The organism is Streptomyces sp. x-19, assembly GCF_046549115.1.
Classification (GTDB): Bacteria; Actinomycetota; Actinomycetes; order Streptomycetales; family Streptomycetaceae; genus Streptomyces; species Streptomyces albulus_C.
The window spans coordinates 622698-644132 of record NZ_JAJPWK010000002.1; the positions used below are offsets into that span (position 1 = coordinate 622698).

Sequence of the window (21435 nt, forward strand, 5' to 3'; positions counted from 1 at the left end):
GACCGTACGCCGAACCGCCCCGGCACACCGCAGGACCGGCCGGTGCGGCGCTCAGCGCTGTGACTGGCGGGGCAACTCCAGTGCCACGTCCACCGAATCGCAGTACTCGCGCACCGCACTGGTACGCGCCACCACGCGGCCCCGGTGCACCACGATCCGGCTGTACGCCAACGACAGCACCCCGGCGATCCGTTCTCCGCGCACCGCCAGCAACTCCGCCGGAAAACCCGCCTCGACCCGCACCTCCGGCAGCCCCAGCGTCGCCCGCGCCGCCGAACTCACCGTCTCGTAGGCCGCCTCCGGCGTCGCCTCGCCCAAGGAGGCCAGCAGGTATGCGGCCTCCAACGGGTCGCCGCGCCCCACCGGGTTCGCCGCGTCCCGCAGCGCCCCGCTGCCCGCCGCCACCCGCACCCCGGCCGCCCGCAGCAGGCGCACGGGCGCCGGCCGTGACACCCGGCTGCCGTTCCGTTCCAGACCCGTGCAGTCGCCCTGCGGCAGGCAGACGACGGTGACGTCGGCGGCCGCCAACTGCTCCGCGACCCGCGCCGCCACGCTCCGCGGCATCCGCGCCATCCCGGCGCACGGCCCGATCGCCACGCCCGGCCGCAGCCCGCCGCACATCGCCGCGAACCGGGCCAGCCGCGCGGGGTCGTCGCCGTCGGTGTGCAGGTCCACCGGGCAGCCGTGCTCGTCGGCCACCTCCAGGACGGTCTCCACGTAGCCGGTCGGATCGGGGTCCAGGTCCGGGCAGCCGCCGATGACCGTGGCGCCCATCTTGACCGCGTCCCGCAGCATCGCCAGCCCGTTCGCGCCGGCCACCCCGGTCAGCACCCGCGGCACCGCCACCGCGGCCAGGTCCGCCAGCCCGCGCAGCGCCCGCCGGGCCCGGAGCACCGCCGCCAGGGCCTGGAGCCCCTGGACGCCGCCGATCCGCACGTGGCTCCGTGACGCGGTCGCCCCGTGCCCCAGTTGGAGCAGCGCCGCCTCGGTGGTGCGCCGCTGGACGTCCTCGGCGGAGTCGGAGGCGGGCCCGTCGGCGTCCGCCGTCAGGGCCGTGTCGCAGTGCGCGTGCGGCTCCGCGGGGGCCGGGAGGAGCAGGTAGCCGGCGAGGTCCACCCGGGCGCCCTGCGGGGCGAGGCTGCCGGCCGTGCCGACCGCCTCGATGCGCCCGCTGCCGAGCCGGACGTCCACGGTGCGGCCGTCGGCGAGCCGGGCGCCGCACAGGACCAGTGCGCCGGAATCCGGCCGGGCGTACCGGCCGGCACCCCCGGGCTTCCCCGGCTGCGGCGAACTGCTGTCGGACATCGCGCTCCTCGAAGCCCCGGCGTGCAAGATCACGCGGCGTGGAACCGAGCCTAGGGCGCGGCCCGGAGCGCATCGCGCAGGCGCGAAATAGTCGTACCGGTGTGGTGCGGGGGGTTCTTGGGACGCGACGCGGATACGGATTTCACGTTTGGCGGCGGGCCGTGTAATGTCTTCATCGCTCGCCCCAATAGCTCAGTCGGCAGAGCGTCTCCATGGTAAGGAGAAGGTCTACGGTTCGATTCCGTATTGGGGCTCTGGTGTGTGAGGATCCCGTCTTCGGACGGGGGAATCTCGCACCGCAGCGGTGTAGCTCAGTCGGTAGAGCAAGCGGCTCATAATCGCTGTGTCACCGGTTCAAGTCCGGTCACCGCTACTTACAGTAGCCGATTGTGGGGTCGGTCCTCCGGTCGGCTACTCTTGTATGCGTTCGTATCGACTATCCGTCCGTCAAGGAGCACTCACGTGGCTGCCACCGACGTCCGCCCGAAGATCACGCTGGCCTGCGTGGAGTGCAAGGAGCGGAACTACATCACCAAGAAGAACCGGCGCAACGACCCGGACCGCATGGAGATGAAGAAGCACTGCCCGCGTTGCAACGCGCACACCGCGCACCGCGAGACGCGATAACTCAGGCTCGTCTGTGAGGCCGTCCCCATTTCCTGGGGGCGGCCTCGCGGCATTAGCACCATCAGTACAGGGAGGTTGCGAGCCCATGGCGCTCGACCAGTCATTCGTCGGACGCACGTACCCGCCCACCGACCCGTACGAGGTCGGCCGGGAAAAGATCCGCGAATTCGCGGAGGCGATCGGTGACACCAACCCCGCTTACATCGACACCGAAGCCGCCAAGGCGCTCGGTCACCCCGATGTGATCGCCCCGCCGACTTTTGTGTTTGCCATCACGTTCAAGGCCGCCGGGCAGGTCGTCGCCGACCCGCAACTCGGTCTGGACTACAGCCGGGTGGTGCACGGCGACCAGAAGTTCGCCTACCGGCGGCCGGTGCGCGCCGGTGACCGGCTGACCGTGACCTCCACCATCGAGTCGATCCGCTCCATGGCCGGCAACGAGGTCATCGACATCCGCGGCGAGGTGCACGACGAGGCCGGCGAGCACGTCGTGACCGCCATCACCAAGCTCGTCGCCCGGCGCGCCGAGGAGGCCTGACATGACCGCGAAGATCGCCTACGACGACGTCGAGGTCGGCACCGAGCTCCCCGCGCAGGACTTCCCCGTGAGCCGCGCCACGCTCGTCCAGTACGCCGGCGCCTCCGGGGACTTCAACCCGATCCACTGGAACGAGAAGTTCGCCAAGGAGGTCGGGCTGCCGGACGTCATCGCGCACGGCATGTTCACCATGGCCGTGGCGGTCCGGGTGGTCACCGACTGGGTCGGCGACCCGGGTGCGGTCGCCGAGTACGGCGTGCGCTTCACCAAGCCCGTCGTCGTGCCCAACGACGAGGACGGCGCGCTGATCGAGGTCAGCGCCACGGTCGCGGCCAAGCTCGACGACGACGAGCGGACCGTCCGGGTGGACCTCACCGCCAAGAGCGCCGACCAGAAGGTGCTGGGCATGTCCCGCGCCGTGGTCCGGCTCGCCTGACGCAGCCGCGCGGGGCGGCCGGCCGGCACCGCCGGGCCGCCCCCGTACCCTTGGCCGGGTGCAGGAACGCCACGTAGAGAACAACGCCCCCCTCGCCCCGCTGACCACCTTCCGGCTCGGCGGCCCCGCGACCCGGCTCGTCACGGCCACCACCGACGACGAGGTGATCGCGGCCGTCCGCGCGGCGGACGACGCCGGCACCCCGCTGCTGGTCATCGGCGGCGGCAGCAACCTCGTCATCGGCGACAAGGGCTTCGAAGGCACCGCCCTGCGCATCGCCACCCGCGGCTTCGCACTCGACGGCACCGCGCTGGAGCTCGCCGCGGGCGAGAACTGGTCGGACGCCGTGGGCCGCACCGTCGAGGCCGGGCTGGCCGGCGTCGAGTGCCTGGCCGGCATCCCCGGCTCGGCCGGCGCCACCCCGATCCAGAACGTCGGCGCCTACGGGCAGGACGTCTCCGAGACCCTCACCGAAGTCGTCGCCTACGACCGCCACAGCGGTGAGACCGTCACCCTCTCCCGCGCGGAGTGCGGCTTCTCGTACCGCCACAGCCGGTTCAAGCAGCACCCCGAGCGGTTCGTCGTGCTGCGCGTGCGGTTCGCCCTGGAGGACGCGGACGGGCTCTCCGCGCCCCTGAGGTACGACCAGACGGCCCGCGCCCTCGGCGTCGGCACCGGGGACCGGGTGCCGCTCGCCGTCGCCCGCAAGACCGTCCTGGCGCTGCGGGCCAGCAAGGGCATGGTGCTGGACCCCGACGACCACGACACCTGGTCGGCCGGCTCCTTCTTCACCAACCCCGTCCTCACCGAGGACGAGCACGCCGAGTTCGTCCGGCGGGTCCACGACCGGCTCGGCCCCGACGCCGCGCCGCCCGCCTTCCCGGACGGCGACGGCCGGGTGAAGACCTCCGCGGCCTGGCTGATCGACCGGGCCGGCTTCACCAAGGGCTACGGCAGCGGCCCGGCCCGGATCTCCACCAAGCACACCCTGGCCCTCACCAATCGCGGCCGCGCCACCACCGAGGACCTGCTCGCGCTGGCCCGCGAGGTCCGCGACGGCGTGCACGCCGCCTTCGGGGTGACCCTCGTCAACGAGCCGGTGACGGTAGGCGTCAGCCTGTAGGCGCCCCTGGCCGGCCGCCCGGGCCGCTACGGCACCGGGGCGGCCAGCCAGGCGTCGACGTCCGCCAGCACCGCCCGCCGCACCTCCTCGGGCGCCCGGGAGGCCCGCACGGACTGCCGGGCCAGTTCGGCCAACTCGGCGTCGGTGAAGGCGTGCGCGGTGCGCGCGATCTCGTACTGGGCGGCCAGGCGCGCGCCGAACAGCAGCGGGTCGTCGGCGCCCAGCGCCATCGGCACCCCCGCCTCGTAGAACGTCCGCAGCGGCACGTCCTCCTGCTTCCCGTAGACGCCCAGCGCCACGTTGGACGCCGGGCACACCTCGCAGGTCACCCCGCGGGACGCCAGCCGGCGCAGCAGCACCGGATCCTCCGCGGCCCGCACCCCGTGCCCGATCCGGGCGGCGTGCAGGTCGTCCAGGCAGTCCCGGACGCTCGCCGGCCCGGACAGCTCGCCGCCGTGCGGTGCGGAGAGCAGGCCGCCGTCCCGGGCGATGGCGAAGGCCCGGTCGAAGTCCCGGGCGAGGCCGCGGCGTTCGTCGTTGGAGAGCCCGAAGCCGACCACCCCGCGGTCGGCGTAGCGCACGGCCAGCCGGGCCAGCGTGCGGGCGTCCAACGGGTGCTTCATCCGGTTCGCCGCCACCAGGACGCGGATGCCCAGCCCGGTGTCGCGCGAGGCACGGTCCACCGCGTCCAGGATGATCTCCAGGGCCGGGATCAGCCCGCCCAGCCGCGGCGCGTACGAGGTCGGGTCGACCTGGATCTCCAGCCAGCGGGAGCCGTCCCGGACGTCCTCCTGTGCCGCCTCGCGCACCAACCGCTGGATGTCCTCGGGGGAGCGCAGGCAGGACCGTGCGATGTCGTAGAGCCGTTGGAAGCGGAACCAGCCGCGTTCGTCGGTGGCGCTCAGCCGGGGCGGCTTCCCGCTCGTGAGCGCCTCCGGCAGATGGACGCCGTACTTGTCGGCGAGGTCCAGCAGCGTCGCCGGTCGCATCGAGCCGGTGAAGTGCAGGTGCAGGTGGGCCTTCGGCAGTTGACGCAGATCACGAACACGCTCCATCCGCAGATACTGCCGCACCCGCCGCCCGCCGGCATAGGCCCCGCCCCGAACGGAGGGACCACCAAAAAGGCGTGCGGGGCCGGACGACGGTCCGACCCCGCACGCCGAGCGGCTGACCTCGCCGCGCTACGCGGCTACTTCGCCTCCGCCAGCAGCTTCTGGATCCGCGAGACGCCCTCGACCAGGTCCTCGTCGCCCAGGGCGTACGAAAGACGCAGGTAACCGGGGGTGCCGAAGGCCTCACCCGGGACGACGGCGACCTCCGCCTCCTCCAGGATCAGCTCGGCCAGCTCGACGCTGGACTGCGGGCGCTTGCCGCGGATCTCCTTGCCCAGCAGCCCCTTGACCGACGGGTACGCGTAGAACGCGCCCTCCGGCTCCGGGCAGAGCACGCCGTCGATCTCGTTGAGCATCCGCACGATGGTCTTGCGGCGCCGGTCGAAGGCGACCTTCATCTCCTCGACGGCCGTCAGGTCACCGCTGACCGCCGCGATGGCCGCGACCTGCGCCACGTTGGAGACGTTGGAGGTGGCGTGCGACTGGAGGTTGGTGGCCGCCTTGATGACGTCCTTGGGGCCGATGGCCCAGCCCACCCGCCAGCCGGTCATCGCGTACGTCTTCGCCACGCCGTTGACGACGATGCACTTCTCGCGCAGCTCCGGCACCACGACCGGAAGCGAGGAGAACTCCGCGTCGCCGTAGACCAGGTGCTCGTAGATCTCGTCGGTCAGCACCCACAGGCCGTGCTCGGCGGCCCAGCGGCCGATCGCCTCGACCTGCTCGCGGGGGTAGACCGCACCGGTCGGGTTCGACGGCGAGACGAACAGCAGCACCTTGGTGCGCTCGGTGCGGGCCGCCTCCAACTGCTCGACGGAGACCCGGTATCCGGTGGTCTCGTCGGCGACCACGTCGACCGGCACACCGCCCGCGAGCCGGATCGACTCGGGGTAGGTGGTCCAGTACGGCGCCGGGACGATGACCTCGTCGCCCGGGTCCAGGATGGCCGCGAACGCCTCGTAGATGGCCTGCTTGCCACCGTTGGTGACCAGGACGTTCGCGGCTTCGATCTCGTAGCCGGAGTCGCGCAGCGTCTTCGCCGCGATCGCCGACTTCAGCTCGGGGAGGCCGCCGGCGGGGGTGTAGCGGTGGAACTTCGGGTTGCGGCAGGCCTCGACCGCCGCCTCGACGATGTAGTCGGGCGTGGGGAAGTCGGGCTCGCCGGCGCCGAAGCCGATCACCGGACGCCCGGCGGCCTTGAGGGCCTTGGCCTTGGCGTCGACGGCGAGGGTGGCGGACTCGGAGATCGAACCGACGCGCACGGAAACCCGGCGGTCGGCGGGGGACGATGCAGAGGGAGTGGCAGCGCTCATAGGGGCATCGTTGCAGACCGGGCGCGACCGCGTTGCACGGGTTTGCAGGGCGGTACGGGAGGTTCCTGTTCGACGCCCGGCCCCGAACCACGTACACTCGCTGACCGTTGGCTCCCACCGGGTCGCCGCGGCGCACGATGACACGACATAGTGCAGTCGTCCGCATGCGGTAGGTTGGGGGAACCACAAAGGGTCGTAGCTCAATTGGTAGAGCACTGGTCTCCAAAACCAGCGGTTGGGGGTTCAAGTCCCTCCGGCCCTGCTACACGCACTGTCATCACCGAGTGCGTGCACGCGTACGTACGAAATGCACCGCCGTGCGGCCGGGCCGGGCGCGGCACGGCCACGACCCGGATTCAGGTGAGGACGAGTGACGGACGCCCTGGGCTCCATCGACATGCCTGAGCGCGGTCGTTCCGAAGAGGACGCCACGGAATCCGAGAAGAAGCCCCGCCGCGGTGGCAAGCGCGGCAAGAAGGGGCCCTTCGCACGGCTCGCGCTCTTCTACCGTCAGGTCATCGCGGAACTGCGTAAGGTCGTCTGGCCGACGCGCAGCCAGCTGTCGTCGTACACCACCGTGGTGATCGTCTTCGTGGCCATCGTCATCGGTCTCGTAACCGTGATTGACTTGGGAATCAACCGAGTCGTCGGGTACGTCTTCGGCTGATCCCGCGGAGGGTGCCTCTGCGGGGCGGCCCTTCGCACGTTCAACCCCTTGAAGCAAGGAAGAAGCAGCCACGTGTCTGACCCGAACCTGAACGACGCCGCCAAGCCCGTCGCGGCTGCAGAGGCCGAGGTTGACGAGGCCGTCTCGGCCGAGGTCGAGGGGGAGGCTGCGGCCATCGCTGACGAGGACGCCGCCGCGGACATCGTCGCGGGCGCGGACGACGTCGACGAGCTGGACGCCGAGGACGCCGACGCCGGCGAGCCCGCCGAGGCGGCCGCCGTGCACGTCGAGGACGAGGAGGCCGACGAGGCCTCCGAGGACGTCGAGGAGCAGGAGCCGGTCGACCCGGTGGCCGCCCTCCGTGACGAGCTGCGCGGGCTCCCCGGCGAGTGGTACGTCATCCACACCTACGCGGGCTACGAGAACCGCGTGAAGACCAACCTCGAGCAGCGCGCCGTGTCGCTGAACGTCGAGGACTACATCTTCCAGGCCGAGGTGCCGCAGGAAGAGGTAGTGCAGATCAAGAACGGTGACCGCCGTACCGTCCGCCAGAACAAGCTCCCGGGCTACGTGCTGGTGCGCATGGACCTGACCAACGAGTCCTGGGGCGTCGTCCGCAACACCCCGGGCGTCACCGGCTTCGTCGGCAACGCCTACGACCCGTACCCGCTGACCCTGGACGAGATCGTCAAGATGCTCGCGCCGGAGGCGGAGGAGAAGGCCGCCAAGGAGGCCGCCGCGGCCGAGGGCAAGCCGGCGCCGTCCCGCAAGGTCGAGGTCCAGGTGCTGGACTTCGAGGTGGGCGACTCCGTCACCGTCACCGACGGTCCGTTCGCGACGCTGCAGGCCACGATCAACGAGATCAACGCCGACTCGAAGAAGGTCAAGGGCCTGGTGGAGATCTTCGGCCGCGAGACCCCGGTCGAGCTGAGCTTCGACCAGATCCAGAAGAACTAGGTTCTTCCGGACCTCCAGCCACCGACCAGGTCAGACCGGCGCAGAGCCGGTCTGACCTGCGCGGTTTTTGGCCGCACGACAGTACCCGTTATCGTGGTGCGGTATGCCTCCATCCGGATGACCGGATTGCGGGGCGAACCACCTCTCACTAGGACCCGGAGAGAGCATGCCTCCCAAGAAGAAGAAGGTCACGGGGCTTATCAAGCTCCAGATCCAGGCCGGTGCCGCGAACCCGGCTCCGCCGGTCGGCCCCGCGCTGGGCCAGCACGGCGTCAACATCATGGAGTTCTGCAAGGCCTACAACGCCGCGACCGAGTCGCAGCGTGGCATGGTCGTGCCGGTGGAGATCACGGTCTACGAAGACCGTTCCTTCACCTTCGTCACCAAGACCCCGCCGGCCGCGAAGCTCATCCTGAAGGCCGCGGGCGTGGAGAAGGGCTCCGGCGAGCCGCACAAGACCAAGGTCGCCAAGATCACCGAGGCGCAGGTCCGCGAGATCGCCACGACCAAGATGCCCGACCTGAACGCCAACGACCTGGACGCCGCGTCGAAGATCATCGCCGGCACCGCCCGTTCCATGGGCATCACGGTCGAGGGCTGATCCTCAGCTCGTCACGGCCGTGCGGCGCACGCCGCACGTTGGCTCAGCCCGTGGCAGGACCAGGCGCTGGTCCGTACCACGACTCCACCCCACTGCATCAGGAGCAGAAGTGAAGCGCAGCAAGACTCTTCGCAACGCGGACGCGAAGATCGACCGGGAGCGTCTGTACGCCCCGCTCGAGGCCGTCCGTCTCGCCAAGGACACCACGTCCGCCAAGTTCGACGCGACCGTCGAGGTTGCCATGCGTCTGGGCGTCGACCCGCGCAAGGCCGACCAGATGGTCCGTGGCACCGTGAACCTCCCGCACGGCACCGGTAAGACCGCCCGGGTCCTGGTCTTCGCGACCGGTGACCGTGCTGCGGCCGCGGAAGCCGCCGGCGCCGACATCGTCGGCTCGGACGAACTGATCGACGAGGTCTCCAAGGGCCGTCTGGACTTCGACGCCGTCGTCGCCACCCCGGACCTCATGGGCAAGGTCGGCCGCCTCGGCCGCGTGCTCGGTCCCCGTGGTCTGATGCCGAACCCGAAGACCGGCACCGTCACGCCGGACGTCGCGAAGGCCGTCACCGACATCAAGGGCGGCAAGATCGAGTTCCGCGTCGACAAGCACTCCAACCTCCACTTCATCATCGGCAAGGTGTCCTTCGACGACACCAAGCTGGTGGAGAACTACGCCGCGGCGCTGGAGGAGATCAGCCGTCTGAAGCCGTCCGCCGCCAAGGGCCGCTACATCAAGAAGACGACGATCAGCACCACCATTGGCCCCGGCATCCCGGTGGACCCCAACCGCACCCGCAACCTCCTCGTCGAGGACGAGGCCGTCTGATCTCACCGATCGACGCCTCGTAGCGCGTGACGCGTTACCTGCAGGCCCCGCTCTCCCCAGGGAGGGCGGGGCTTGATGCGTTCCTCGCGGGCCTGGCGCACGGGCTGTCGGGGGTCTGCACTACAGTCGCCACCGAGGTCCATAAAAAGATCTAAGGGGGAGCCTCAGTGCGCACCATGCGTATTGCCGTCGCCGTTGCGGCGGGAGTTGTCATGATGGCCGGCCTGACCGCTTGTAACGGCGGCGGCGACAAGAGCAACGGCACCGGCGGTGGCAGCGCCAGCGGTGGCAGCAACGACGCGGCGGGGGCGAAGTCCCCGCTGGACGCGGCGCTCGCCTCGCTGAAGACGGCCTCGCAGCAGACGAACGGCAAGAACTCCGCCAAGGTCGAGGGCACCACCAAGAACGGCGCGATGACCCAGACCATGAAGGGCGCGATGGACTGGGCGTCCGGCATGCACATGTCGGTGGACATCACCCAGGCCGGCGGTCCGATGGGCGGCTCCGGCAAGCCCATGAAGGCGCTGTACACGCCGGACGCGATGTACATGAACATGGGCATGCCCATGGGCGGCAAGAACTGGATCAAGTACGACTACGACGTCATGGCCAAGAAGATGGGCGCGGCCGGCGCCCTCATGAAGGACATGATGAACAACAACAACCCGGGCCGGTCCGTGGACCTGCTGATCGCCTCGGGCAAGGTCAAGGAAGTCGGCAAGGAAGACGTCCGCGGCGTCCAGGCCACCCACTACAGCGGCACCCTCTCGGTGAGCGAGCTGACCCGCATGCAGACGAAGAACGTCAGCGAGGCGGACCTGAAGTCCCTGGAGGGGCAGCTGCAGGCGCTCGGCGCCAAGAACGAGACCATCGACCTCTGGGTCAGCTCGGACAACCTGCTGGTCAAGAAGCACGAGCAGATGGACGGCAAGTCGCCGTACGACTCGACGGTCTACTACTCGGACTACGGCACCAAGGTCTCGGTGACGCCGCCGCCGGCGAGCGACACCACCGAGTACAAGTAAGTCCGCTGCGTTAAAGGTCCACTGGTGAGCGGGGGTCCGGGGCTCATTCCCGGTGCCCCCGCTCAGCCGATTTGCTCCGGCCCGGGTCGTTCCCGTACGGTGTCCCGGAAGCCAAAGACCGCTGGTTGTCTCTGTGCGTCCGATCCCGGACGCGCGGCGGCCGAAGGATCCGCTAGCTGCGGACGGCCTGCGCAGGTTGTGTGGAGAAACTCCCGGACAGTTTTCTGACTGGTTGAGTGACGCCCCGTGCCCTGCGCCGGGGCGTTTGTTTTGCCCAGCCCCTTCTGCGCGGTCCTCATCACCCGGAAGGAGGCCGAGGCTCATGGCGAGGCCCGACAAGGTCGCAGCAGTCGACGAGATTGCCGAGAAGTTCCGCAACTCGAACGCCGCTGTTGTGACCGCGTACACCGGTCTTACCGTTGCGCAGATCAAGGATCTGCGCCGTTCGCTCGGTGAGAACGCTCAGTACCGTGTGGTGAAGAACACGCTGACCAAGATCGCGGCCCAGGAGGCCGGGATCTCTGTGCTGGACGAGCACCTCAGTGGCTCGACGGCCGTCGCCTTCGTGACCGGTGACCCGGTTGAGGCGGCGAAGGGTCTTCGTGACTTCGCCAAGGAGAACCAGAACCTCGTCATCAAGGGCGGTGTCCTTGACGGCAAGGCGCTGTCCGCCGACGAGATCAAGAAGCTTGCGGACCTCGAGTCCCGCGAGGTTCTGCTCGCCAAGCTGGCGGGCGCCATGAAGGGCAAGCAGTCCCAGGCTGCCGCGCTCTTCCAGGCGCTCCCGTCGAAGTTCGTCCGCACCGCGGAAGCGCTTCGCGCCAAGAAGGCCGAGCAGGGCGGTGCCGAGTAATTCGGCTCGCGTCATGATCCGCGCCATTCCGGCGCGGGTTACAGCGGGCCGCACGCCCGCCGAAATGTACATCCGGCACCAGCCGAATTAGTGGAAGGACCGCCATCATGGCGAAGCTCAGCCAGGAAGACCTGCTTGCCCAGTTCGACGAGATGACCCTCATCGAGCTCGCCGAGTTCGTGAAGGCCTTCGAGGAGCGCTTCGACGTCACCGCCGCCGCCCCGGCCGCCGTCGTCGCCGCCGGTGTCCCCGGCGCCCCGGCCGCCGCCGCCGAGGAGGAGCAGGACGAGTTCGACGTCATCCTCACCGGTGCCGGCGAGAAGAAGATCCAGGTCATCAAGGTCGTGCGTGAGCTGACCTCCCTCGGCCTGAAGGAGGCCAAGGACCTGGTCGACGGCACCCCGAAGCCGGTCCTGGAGAAGGTCGCCAAGGACGCCGCGGACAAGGCCGCCGAGGCCCTCAAGGGCGCCGGCGCCTCCGTCGAGGTCAAGTGACCTTGGTGAGTCTCTGACTCCCGTCCGCTGCGCCTGAGGGTGTAACGCGGACACCGCGAAGGGCGATCACCCATACGGGTGGTCGCCCTTCCGCGTACCCGCCCCGGCTGCGTTGCCCCGCGACCGAGTGCGAGTATGGTGATCTTCGTTGTCCGGACGCACCTCGGTGTGACGATCTCCCAGAGGCGGGGGGCCTTGACGAACCGGACGCGGCGCGCAATTCTCGGGACGCGACGCAGAAGCGGTCCAGGGTTCGAGGCATGGATCGCGGACGAAGAGGGAAGCATCGGTGTGCGCCACTGGCGCAGGGCTTTCGGCAGGCGCAGGGCATTGGGCGTAGAGAAGAACAACGAGGCGCACCTCCGTTGCGGAGGGCATCACCTCCCGGAGGGAGAAGATCGGCACACGGTGCGGTACCGGTCTCCGGAAACTCGCTCTGGACATCAGTGGGCCATGTGGCTACACTGACCCTTTGCGCTGCCTGTTAGCTGCTCCCTGCCCGTCACCAGGGGCATACCCGAGCCCGAGCAAAGCTGACTGACCCGCCCTGACCTGGGCTTTCCGCCGCTTTGCTCGATTCGGGACCGGTACGCGCGTAGTGAGTCCGAGCCCTCGGAAGGACCCCCTCTTGGCCGCCTCGCGCAACGCCTCGACTGCCAATACGAACAACGGCGACAGCACCGCCCCGCTGCGCATCTCTTTTGCGAAGATCAAGGAGCCCCTCGGGGTTCCGAACCTCCTTGCGCTGCAGACCGAAAGCTTCGACTGGCTGCTCGGCAATGCCGCATGGAAGGGTCGCGTCGAGGCTGCGCTGGAGAGTGGGCAGGAAGTTCCCACCAAGTCCGGTCTGGAAGAGATCTTCGAAGAGATCTCCCCGATCGAGGACTTCTCCGGGTCGATGTCGCTGACTTTCCGCGACCACCGCTTCGAGCCTCCGAAGAACTCCATCGACGAGTGCAAGGAGCGCGACTTCACGTACGCGGCTCCGCTCTTCGTCACCGCGGAGTTCACCAACAACGAGACCGGCGAGATCAAGTCCCAGACGGTCTTCATGGGCGACTTCCCGCTCATGACCAACAAGGGCACCTTCGTCATCAACGGCACCGAGCGTGTCGTGGTGTCGCAGCTGGTCCGCTCGCCGGGTGTGTACTTCGACAGCTCGATCGACAAGACGTCCGACAAGGACATCTTCTCCGCCAAGATCATCCCGTCCCGGGGTGCCTGGCTGGAGATGGAGATCGACAAGCGCGACATGGTCGGTGTGCGCATCGACCGTAAGCGCAAGCAGTCCGTGACCGTCCTGCTCAAGGCGCTCGGTTGGACCACCGAGCAGATCCTCGAGGAGTTCGGCGAGTACGAGTCGATGCGCGCCACCCTGGAGAAGGACCACACCCAGGGCCAGGACGACGCGCTGCTCGACATCTACCGCAAGCTGCGTCCGGGCGAGCCGCCGACCCGCGAGGCCGCGCAGACGCTGCTGGAGAACCTCTACTTCAACCCCAAGCGCTACGACCTCGCGAAGGTCGGCCGCTACAAGGTCAACAAGAAGCTCGGCGGCGACGAGCCGCTGGACGCCGGTGTGCTGACCACCGATGACGTCATCGCCACGATCAAGTACCTGGTCAAGCTGCACGCCGGCGAGACCGAGACGATCGGCGAGAACGGCAACAGCATCGTTGTCGAGACCGATGACATCGACCACTTCGGCAACCGCCGCCTGCGCAACGTCGGCGAGCTGATCCAGAACCAGGTCCGTACGGGTCTCGCCCGTATGGAGCGCGTCGTGCGCGAGCGCATGACCACCCAGGACGTCGAGGCGATCACGCCGCAGACCCTGATCAACATCCGGCCGGTCGTCGCCTCCATCAAGGAGTTCTTCGGCACCAGCCAGCTGTCCCAGTTCATGGACCAGACCAACCCGCTGTCGGGTCTGACCCACAAGCGCCGCCTGTCGGCGCTGGGCCCGGGTGGTCTCTCCCGTGAGCGGGCCGGTCTGGACGTCCGTGACGTGCACCCGTCGCACTACGGCCGCATGTGCCCGATCGAGACGCCCGAAGGCCCGAACATCGGTCTGATCGGTTCGCTCGCGTCCTACGGCCGGGTCAACGTCTTCGGCTTCATCGAGACGCCGTACCGCAAGGTCGTCGACGGCCAGGTCACGGAGGAGGTGGACTACCTCACCGCGGACGAGGAGGACCGCTTCCTCATCGCCCAGGCCAACGCCAAGCTCAGCGAGGACCTGCGCTTCTCCGAGCAGCGTGTGCTGGTCCGTCGTCGTGGCGGCGAGGTCGACCTCGTCCCCGCCGACGAGGTGCACTACATGGACGTCTCGCCGCGCCAGATGGTGTCGGCCGCGACCGCCATGATCCCGTTCCTCGAGCACGACGACGCCAACCGCGCGCTCATGGGATCGAACATGATGCGCCAGGCCGTTCCGCTGATCAAGGCGGAGTCGCCGCTGGTCGGCACCGGCATGGAGTACCGCTGCGCGGTCGACGCCGGCGACGTCATCAAGGCCGAGAAGAACGGTGTGGTCCAGGAGGTCTCCGCGGACTACATCACCGTCGCCAACGACGACGGCACGTACACCACGTACCGCGTCGCCAAGTTCACCCGCTCCAACCAGGGCACCTCCTTCAACCAGAAGGTCGTCGTGGACGAGGGCGCGCGGGTCATCGAGGGCCAGGTCCTCGCCGACGGTCCGTCCACGGACGAGGGCGAGATGGCGCTCGGCAAGAACCTGCTCGTGGCGTTCATGCCGTGGGAGGGTCACAACTACGAGGACGCGATCATCCTGTCGCAGCGCCTCGTGCAGGACGACGTCCTCTCCTCGATCCACATCGAGGAGCACGAGGTCGACGCCCGTGACACCAAGCTCGGCCCCGAGGAGATCACCCGGGACATCCCGAACGTCTCCGAGGAGGTCCTCTCCGACCTCGACGAGCGCGGCATCATCCGGATCGGTGCCGAGGTCGTCGCCGGCGACATCCTCGTCGGCAAGGTCACGCCCAAGGGCGAGACCGAGCTGACCCCCGAGGAGCGTCTGCTCCGCGCGATCTTCGGTGAGAAGGCGCGCGAGGTCCGTGACACCTCGCTGAAGGTGCCGCACGGCGAGATCGGCAAGGTCATCGGCGTCCGCGTCTTCGACCGCGAGGAGGGCGACGAGCTTCCTCCGGGCGTGAACCAGCTGGTCCGCGTCTACGTCGCGCAGAAGCGCAAGATCACCGACGGTGACAAGCTCGCCGGCCGTCACGGCAACAAGGGCGTCATCTCGAAGATCCTGCCGGTCGAGGACATGCCGTTCATGGAGGACGGCACCCCGGTCGACATCATCCTCAACCCGCTGGGCGTCCCGTCCCGCATGAACCCGGGACAGGTCCTGGAGATCCACCTCGGCTGGCTCGCCAGCCAGGGCTGGGACGTCTCCAGCCTCGGTGAGGAGTGGGCCCAGCGCCTGCAGTCCATCGCCGCCGACCAGGTCGAGCCGCGCACCAACGTCGCGACCCCGGTCTTCGACGGCGCCCGCGAGGACGAGCTGGCCGGCCTGCTGGAGAACACCCGACCCAACCGCGACGGCGACCGCATGGTCCTGCCGTCCGGCAAGGCGCGGATGTTCGACGGCCGTTCCGGTGAGCCGTTCCCGGACCCGATCTCCGTCGGGTACATGTACATCCTCAAGCTCCACCACCTGGTCGACGACAAGCTGCACGCCCGCTCGACCGGTCCGTACTCGATGATCACCCAGCAGCCGCTGGGCGGTAAGGCTCAGTTCGGTGGCCAGCGCTTCGGTGAGATGGAGGTGTGGGCGCTGGAGGCTTACGGCGCCGCGTACGCCCTCCAGGAGCTGCTGACGATCAAGTCCGACGACGTCACCGGCCGCGTGAAGGTCTACGAGGCCATCGTCAAGGGCGAGAACATCCCCGAGCCCGGCATCCCCGAGTCCTTCAAGGTGCTCATCAAGGAGATGCAGTCCCTGTGCCTCAACGTGGAGGTGCTGTCCTCGGACGGCATGTCCATCGAGATGCGCGACACCGACGAGGACGTCTTCCGCGCTGCGGAGGAGCTCGGCATCGACCTGTCCCGGCGCGAGCCGAGCAGCGTCGAAGAGGTCTGACGGGAGTTCCGGTAGGGGCCCAGGAATGGGCCCCTACCGACCCCGCGACCCCCGTTTCAGACCACAGACTTACAACCCTGAGAGGGATTGACGCATAGTGCTCGACGTCAACTTCTTCGATGAGCTCCGGATCGGTCTGGCCACCGCTGACGACATCCGTCAGTGGAGCCACGGCGAGGTCAAGAAGCCCGAGACCATCAACTACCGCACCCTGAAGCCCGAAAAGGACGGACTCTTCTGCGAGAAGATCTTCGGTCCGACCCGGGACTGGGAGTGCTACTGCGGCAAGTACAAGCGCGTCCGCTTCAAGGGCATCATCTGCGAGCGCTGTGGCGTCGAGGTCACGCGCGCCAAGGTGCGTCGTGAGCGGATGGGCCACATCGAGCTGGCCGCTCCCGTGACCCACATCTGGTACTTCAAGGGTGTGCCGAGCCGGCTGGGCTACCTGCTGGACCTCGCGCCCAAGGACCTTGAGAAGGTCATCTACTTCGCCGCCTACATGATCACGTGGGTGGACGAGGAGCGCCGTACGCGCGACCTGCCCTCGCTGGAGGCGCACGTCTCCGTCGAGCGCCAGCAGATCGAGCAGCGTCGCGACTCCGACCTGGAGGCCCGCGCCAAGAAGCTCGAGACCGACCTGGCCGAGCTTGAGGCCGAGGGTGCCAAGGCCGACGCGCGCCGCAAGGTGCGTGAGGGTGCCGAGCGCGAGATGAAGCAGCTGCGCGACCGCGCGCAGCGCGAGATCGACCGTCTCGACGAGGTCTGGAGCCGCTTCAAGAACCTCAAGGTCCAGGACCTGGAGGGCGACGAGCTCCTCTACCGCGAGCTGCGTGACCGCTTCGGCACGTACTTCGACGGCTCCATGGGCGCCGCCGCGCTGCAGAAGCGCCTGGAGACCTTCGACCTCGACGAGGAGGCCGAGCGCCTCCGCGAGATCATCCGGACCGGCAAGGGCCAGAAGAAGACCCGTGCGCTCAAGCGCCTGAAGGTCGTCTCCGCCTTCCTGCAGACCCGCAACAGCCCCAAGGGCATGGTGCTGGACTGCATCCCGGTCATCCCGCCGGACCTGCGTCCGATGGTGCAGCTGGACGGTGGCCGCTTCGCGACCTCCGACCTGAACGACCTGTACCGCCGCGTCATCAACCGCAACAACCGCCTGAAGCGGCTTCTCGACCTCGGCGCGCCCGAGATCATCGTGAACAACGAGAAGCGCATGCTCCAGGAGGCCGTCGACGCGCTCTTCGACAACGGCCGTCGTGGTCGCCCGGTGACGGGCCCCGGCAACCGTCCGCTGAAGTCCCTCAGCGACATGCTCAAGGGCAAGCAGGGTCGATTCCGTCAGAACCTGCTCGGCAAGCGTGTGGACTACTCTGCGCGTTCCGTCATCGTCGTCGGCCCGCAGCTGAAGCTGCACCAGTGCGGTCTGCCCAAGGCCATGGCGCTGGAGCTCTTCAAGCCGTTCGTGATGAAGCGCCTGGTGGACCTCAACCACGCGCAGAACATCAAGTCGGCGAAGCGCATGGTCGAGCGTGGCCGCACCGTGGTGTACGACGTCCTCGAAGAGGTCATCGCCGAGCACCCGGTGCTGCTGAACCGTGCACCCACCCTGCACCGCCTCGGCATCCAGGCCTTCGAGCCGCAGCTGGTCGAGGGCAAGGCCATCCAGATCCACCCGCTCGTCTGCACCGCGTTCAACGCGGACTTCGACGGTGACCAGATGGCCGTCCACCTGCCGCTCTCCGCGGAGGCGCAGGCCGAGGCCCGCATCCTGATGCTGTCCTCGAACAACATCCTCAAGCCGGCCGACGGCCGTCCGGTCACCATGCCGACCCAGGACATGGTGCTGGGCCTCTTCTTCCTGACCACGGATGAAGAGGAGCGCAAGGTCATCGGTGAGGGCCGGGCGTTCGGCTCGGCCGCCGAGGCGATCATGGCGTTCGACGCCAAGGAGCTCTCGCTCCAGGCGAAGGTCGACATCCGCTTCCCGATCGGCACGGTGCCGCCGCGCGGCTGGACCCCGCCGGCCCCGGTCGAGGGCGAGCCGGAGTGGCAGCAGGGCGACAGCTTCCGGCTGCGGACGACCCTGGGTCGCGCGCTCTTCAACGAGCTGCTGCCCGAGGACTACCCGTTCGTCGACTACTCGGTGGGCAAGAAGCAGCTCTCCGCGATCGTCAACGACCTGGCCGAGCGCTACCCGAAGGTCATCGTGGCGGCGACGCTCGACAACCTGAAGGCGTCCGGCTTCTACTGGGCCACCCGTTCCGGCGTCACCGTCGCCGTCTCCGACATCGTCGTGCCGGAGGCCAAGAAGGCGATCGTCTCCGGTTACGAGGCGCAGGACGAGAAGGTCCAGAAGCAGTACGAGCGCGGTCTGATCACCAAGGACGAGCGCACGCAGGAACTCATCAACATCTGGACCAAGGCGACCAACGAGGTTGCCGAGGCGATGAACGAGAACTTCCCGAAGACCAACCCCATCTTCATGATGGTGGACTCGGGTGCGCGCGGAAACATGATGCAGATGCGTCAGATCGCGGGTATGCGTGGTCTGGTGTCGAACGCCAAGAACGAGACGATCCCGCGTCCGATCAAGGCGTCGTTCCGTGAGGGCCTGTCCGTGCTGGAGTACTTCATCTCCACCCACGGTGCCCGTAAGGGTCTGGCCGACACCGCCCTGCGTACCGCCGACTCCGGTTACCTCACCCGTCGTCTGGTCGACGTCTCCCAGGACGTCATCATTCGCGAGGAGGACTGCGGCACCGAGCGCGGCCTGAAGCTGCGGATCGGTTCGAAGGGCGCGGACGGCATCCTGCGCAAGGCGGACGACGTCGAGTCCTCCGTGTACGCGCGGATGCTCGCCGAGGACGTCGTGGTCGACGGCAAGGTCATCGCCCCGGCCAACGTCGACCTTGGTGACGTGCTGATCGACCAGCTGATCGCGCACGGCGTGGAGGAGGTCAAGACCCGCTCGGTCCTGACCTGTGAGTCCGCGGTCGGTACCTGCGCCTTCTGCTACGGCCGTTCGCTGGCCACCGGCAAGCTGGTCGACATCGGTGAGGCGGTCGGCATCATCGCCGCCCAGTCCATCGGTGAGCCCGGCACCCAGCTGACGATGCGTACCTTCCACACCGGTGGTGTGGCCGGTGACGACATCACCCTGGGTCTGCCGCGTGTCGTCGAGCTCTTCGAGGCCCGTACGCCCAAGGGCGTCGCCCCGATCTCGGAGGCGGCCGGCCGCGTCCGGATCGAGGAGACCGAGAAGACCAAGAAGGTCATCGTCACGCCGGACGACGGCAGCGACGAGACGGCCTACCCGGTCTCCAAGCGTGCTCGCATGCTGGTGACCGAGGGTGACCACGTGCAGGTCGGCCAGCCGCTGACCGTCGGTGCGATCAACCCGCACGACGTGCTGCGGATCCTGGGTCAGCGTGCCGTCCAGGTCCACCTGGTCGGCGAGGTCCAGAAGGTCTACAACAGCCAGGGCGTGGCGATCCACGACAAGCACATCGAGATCATCATCCGGCAGATGCTGCGCCGCGTGACGATCATCGAGTCCGGCGACGCGGAGCTGCTGCCGGGCGAGCTCGTGGAGCGCTCGAAGTTCGAGGGCGAGAACCGTCGCGTGGTGGCGGAAGGCGGCCACCCGGCCTCCGGCCGTCCGCAGCTGATGGGTATCACCAAGGCTTCGCTGGCGACGGAATCCTGGCTGTCGGCCGCCTCCTTCCAGGAGACGACCCGAGTGCTGACGGACGCGGCGATCAACGCCAAGTCCGACAGCCTCATCGGCCTCAAGGAGAACGTCATCATCGGTAAGCTCATCCCGGCCGGTACGGGTCTGTCCCGCTACCGCAACATCCGGGTCGAGCCCACCGAGGAGGCCAAGGCCGCGATGTACTCGGCCGTCGGTTACGACGACATCGACTACTCGCCCTTCGGCACCGGTTCCGGCCAGGCGGTCCCGCTGGAGGACTACGACTACGGTCCGTACAACCAGTAAGGCCACATGCGCCTTCGCAGGGCGGTCACCCCAACGGGGTGGCCGCCCTGCGGCGTTCGGCGGGCCGCGGGAACTTGTCCTCCCAATGCCGCGTCTGTGATGAGAGGATGGGGACAACTGTTGAGCGGGGGGAGGTTCGCGACATGGCATTCCAGCCGTGGCAGGGTGGGCAGCCCGCGCAGAACCCGTACCAGGTGCCGGCCATGCGGGCCTCGCACGCCGATCGCGAGCGGGCGGTGGACGTGCTGAAGGCGGGCTTCGCCGAGGGGCGGTTGGGACAGCCGGAGTACGAGCAGCGGATCGGCCGGGCCTATCAGGCGCAGACCCACGCCGAGCTCCAGATGCTGGTCGCCGACCTGCCGCAGGGGCCGGTTCCGCAGGCGCAGTTCGCACCGCGGCCCCCGATGCCCGCGGTGCCCGCGACGTTCCTCCCGATGCAGATGCCGATGCCGCCGAGCACCAACGGTTCGGCCACCGGAGCGCTGGTCTGCGGACTGATAGCGCCGTTCACCTGGGGGCTGACCTCGATCCCCGCGGTGATCCTGGGGCACAAGGCGCGGGCGGAGATCCGGCGCACGGGGGAGCGGGGGGACGGTCAGGCGGTCGCCGGTTTGGTGCTCGGTTGGCTCGGGATCGGAGCCTGGGCACTGTTCTTCCTGGTGATGGCGCTGGTGGCGGTGAGCCACTCCTGACGGCGCCGTTCCTGCTTCCGTAGTGCCGTTGATCCCACTACGGTGGCGGCAACGCCGGGGGAGTCCGGCGTGTCCTTCGCGTGTGCATTTGTTTTGACCGCAGCCAATGCGCTAGGTACGCTCTGACCTTGTGCCTGGGGTGTCCCTGGGCTGCCGTGCGCGCCTTCTCCCGCCCGGGGGTACCGCCCGGGCCGTTCAAGGCCCAGGAGGATCCCGGCCGGAGAGTCCCGGCAGCGCGGAAGCCGGGTTTTGACACCGCAATCTGCCGCCGCCCTCGTCCCAGCGAGGACAGGTCTGCAGTGTTCGACACACCCGACCGCGTGGGTCGGGGAATGTTCCAGGTTAGCTTTACCGAGACTGGCACACAGAAACCGGAGAAGTAGTGCCTACGATCCAGCAGCTGGTCCGTAAGGGCCGGCAGGACAAGGTCGAGAAGAACAAGACGCCCGCACTCGAGGGTTCGCCCCAGCGCCGTGGCGTCTGCACGCGTGTGTTCACGACCACCCCGAAGAAGCCGAACTCGGCCCTGCGTAAGGTCGCGCGTGTGCGTCTGACCAGTGGGATCGAGGTCACCGCTTACATTCCGGGTGAGGGCCACAACCTGCAGGAGCACTCGATCGTGCTCGTGCGCGGCGGCCGTGTGAAGGACCTGCCGGGTGTTCGGTACAAGATCATCCGCGGCTCCCTCGACACGCAGGGCGTCAAGAACCGCAAGCAGGCTCGCAGCCGCTACGGCGCCAAGAAGGAGAAGTAAG

18 protein-coding genes and 3 tRNA genes are annotated in these 21435 nt (G+C 68.4%); 18 read left to right on the forward strand and 3 right to left on the reverse strand.

What is annotated here, in order from left to right; translation table 11 throughout:
• Positions 1-51 precede the first annotated feature (51 nt).
• The gene (locus ACLJT4_RS07345) at positions 52-1305 is read right to left on the reverse strand and encodes an amidohydrolase family protein (protein WP_411121511.1); all 1254 of its coding nucleotides are present in this window, start codon (positions 1303-1305) and stop codon (positions 52-54) included.
• A gap of 181 nt (positions 1306-1486) precedes the next feature.
• Here ACLJT4_RS07345 and ACLJT4_RS07350 point away from each other — a divergent pair.
• From ACLJT4_RS07350 to ACLJT4_RS07375, 6 genes are all read left to right on the forward strand, one after another.
• Positions 1487-1559: transfer RNA gene (locus tag ACLJT4_RS07350), tRNA-Thr, on the forward strand.
• 46 nt (positions 1560-1605) lie between these two features.
• Positions 1606-1678, forward strand: a tRNA-Met gene (locus ACLJT4_RS07355).
• An 89-nt stretch (positions 1679-1767) separates the two neighbouring features.
• Complete coding sequence (rpmG, locus tag ACLJT4_RS07360; RefSeq protein ID WP_016578602.1) at positions 1768-1932, forward strand: 50S ribosomal protein L33; 165 nt, start codon at positions 1768-1770, stop codon at positions 1930-1932.
• Between the two features lie 85 nt (positions 1933-2017).
• On the forward strand, positions 2018-2470 hold the full coding sequence (locus ACLJT4_RS07365) for a MaoC family dehydratase N-terminal domain-containing protein (RefSeq protein WP_411121512.1): 453 nt from the start codon (positions 2018-2020) through the stop codon (positions 2468-2470).
• 1 nt (position 2471) lies between these two features.
• A complete protein-coding gene (locus tag ACLJT4_RS07370) occupies positions 2472-2906 on the forward strand; it encodes a MaoC family dehydratase (protein WP_411121513.1) in 435 nt (144 codons plus the stop codon).
• Positions 2907-2964: 58 nt separating this feature from the next.
• Positions 2965-4029: a UDP-N-acetylmuramate dehydrogenase gene (locus tag ACLJT4_RS07375; RefSeq protein ID WP_411121514.1), complete on the forward strand. Its 1065-nt coding sequence runs from the start codon at positions 2965-2967 to the stop codon at positions 4027-4029.
• Between the two features lie 26 nt (positions 4030-4055).
• Here ACLJT4_RS07375 and ACLJT4_RS07380 read toward each other — a convergent pair whose 3' ends face one another.
• Both ACLJT4_RS07380 and ACLJT4_RS07385 read right to left on the reverse strand, forming a co-directional pair.
• Positions 4056-5084 carry an adenosine deaminase gene (locus ACLJT4_RS07380; RefSeq protein ID WP_044377241.1) on the reverse strand — a complete coding sequence of 343 codons (1029 nt, stop codon included), beginning with the start codon at positions 5082-5084 and terminating at the stop codon, positions 4056-4058.
• A gap of 134 nt (positions 5085-5218) precedes the next feature.
• Positions 5219-6454: a pyridoxal phosphate-dependent aminotransferase gene (locus tag ACLJT4_RS07385; RefSeq protein WP_037633739.1), complete on the reverse strand. Its 1236-nt coding sequence runs from the start codon at positions 6452-6454 to the stop codon at positions 5219-5221.
• A gap of 189 nt (positions 6455-6643) precedes the next feature.
• Between ACLJT4_RS07385 and ACLJT4_RS07390 the strand changes: the two genes are divergently transcribed.
• The 12 genes from ACLJT4_RS07390 (at position 6644) to rpsL (ending at position 21434) form a co-directional block, all read left to right on the forward strand.
• Positions 6644-6716, forward strand: a tRNA-Trp gene (locus ACLJT4_RS07390).
• Between the two features lie 108 nt (positions 6717-6824).
• Complete coding sequence (secE, locus tag ACLJT4_RS07395; RefSeq protein WP_411121515.1) at positions 6825-7121, forward strand: preprotein translocase subunit SecE; 297 nt, start codon at positions 6825-6827, stop codon at positions 7119-7121.
• Positions 7122-7193: 72 nt separating this feature from the next.
• The gene (nusG, locus tag ACLJT4_RS07400; RefSeq protein WP_016571042.1) at positions 7194-8078 is read left to right on the forward strand and encodes a transcription termination/antitermination protein NusG; all 885 of its coding nucleotides are present in this window, start codon (positions 7194-7196) and stop codon (positions 8076-8078) included.
• A 166-nt stretch (positions 8079-8244) separates the two neighbouring features.
• The gene (rplK, locus tag ACLJT4_RS07405) at positions 8245-8679 is read left to right on the forward strand and encodes a 50S ribosomal protein L11 (RefSeq protein WP_016571043.1); all 435 of its coding nucleotides are present in this window, start codon (positions 8245-8247) and stop codon (positions 8677-8679) included.
• A gap of 109 nt (positions 8680-8788) precedes the next feature.
• Complete coding sequence (gene rplA, locus ACLJT4_RS07410; RefSeq protein ID WP_016571044.1) at positions 8789-9505, forward strand: 50S ribosomal protein L1; 717 nt, start codon at positions 8789-8791, stop codon at positions 9503-9505.
• 176 nt (positions 9506-9681) lie between these two features.
• Positions 9682-10530 (forward strand): hypothetical protein, encoded by an 849-nt coding sequence (locus tag ACLJT4_RS07415; RefSeq protein WP_411121516.1) that lies wholly within the window; start codon positions 9682-9684, stop codon positions 10528-10530.
• 322 nt (positions 10531-10852) lie between these two features.
• The gene (gene rplJ, locus ACLJT4_RS07420; protein ID WP_016571046.1) at positions 10853-11383 is read left to right on the forward strand and encodes a 50S ribosomal protein L10; all 531 of its coding nucleotides are present in this window, start codon (positions 10853-10855) and stop codon (positions 11381-11383) included.
• Positions 11384-11490: 107 nt separating this feature from the next.
• A complete protein-coding gene (gene rplL, locus ACLJT4_RS07425; protein WP_411121517.1) occupies positions 11491-11877 on the forward strand; it encodes a 50S ribosomal protein L7/L12 in 387 nt (128 codons plus the stop codon).
• 628 nt (positions 11878-12505) lie between these two features.
• Positions 12506-15991 (forward strand): DNA-directed RNA polymerase subunit beta, encoded by a 3486-nt coding sequence (gene rpoB / locus ACLJT4_RS07430; protein WP_016571048.1) that lies wholly within the window; start codon positions 12506-12508, stop codon positions 15989-15991.
• Positions 15992-16088: 97 nt separating this feature from the next.
• On the forward strand, positions 16089-19988 hold the full coding sequence (locus ACLJT4_RS07435) for a DNA-directed RNA polymerase subunit beta' (RefSeq protein WP_411121518.1): 3900 nt from the start codon (positions 16089-16091) through the stop codon (positions 19986-19988).
• 203 nt (positions 19989-20191) lie between these two features.
• Positions 20192-20680 carry a DUF1707 and DUF4190 domain-containing protein gene (locus ACLJT4_RS07440; RefSeq protein ID WP_037633763.1) on the forward strand — a complete coding sequence of 163 codons (489 nt, stop codon included), beginning with the start codon at positions 20192-20194 and terminating at the stop codon, positions 20678-20680.
• Positions 20681-21062: 382 nt separating this feature from the next.
• On the forward strand, positions 21063-21434 hold the full coding sequence (rpsL, locus tag ACLJT4_RS07445; RefSeq protein ID WP_003948652.1) for a 30S ribosomal protein S12: 372 nt from the start codon (positions 21063-21065) through the stop codon (positions 21432-21434).
• Position 21435: the final 1 nt, after the last annotated feature.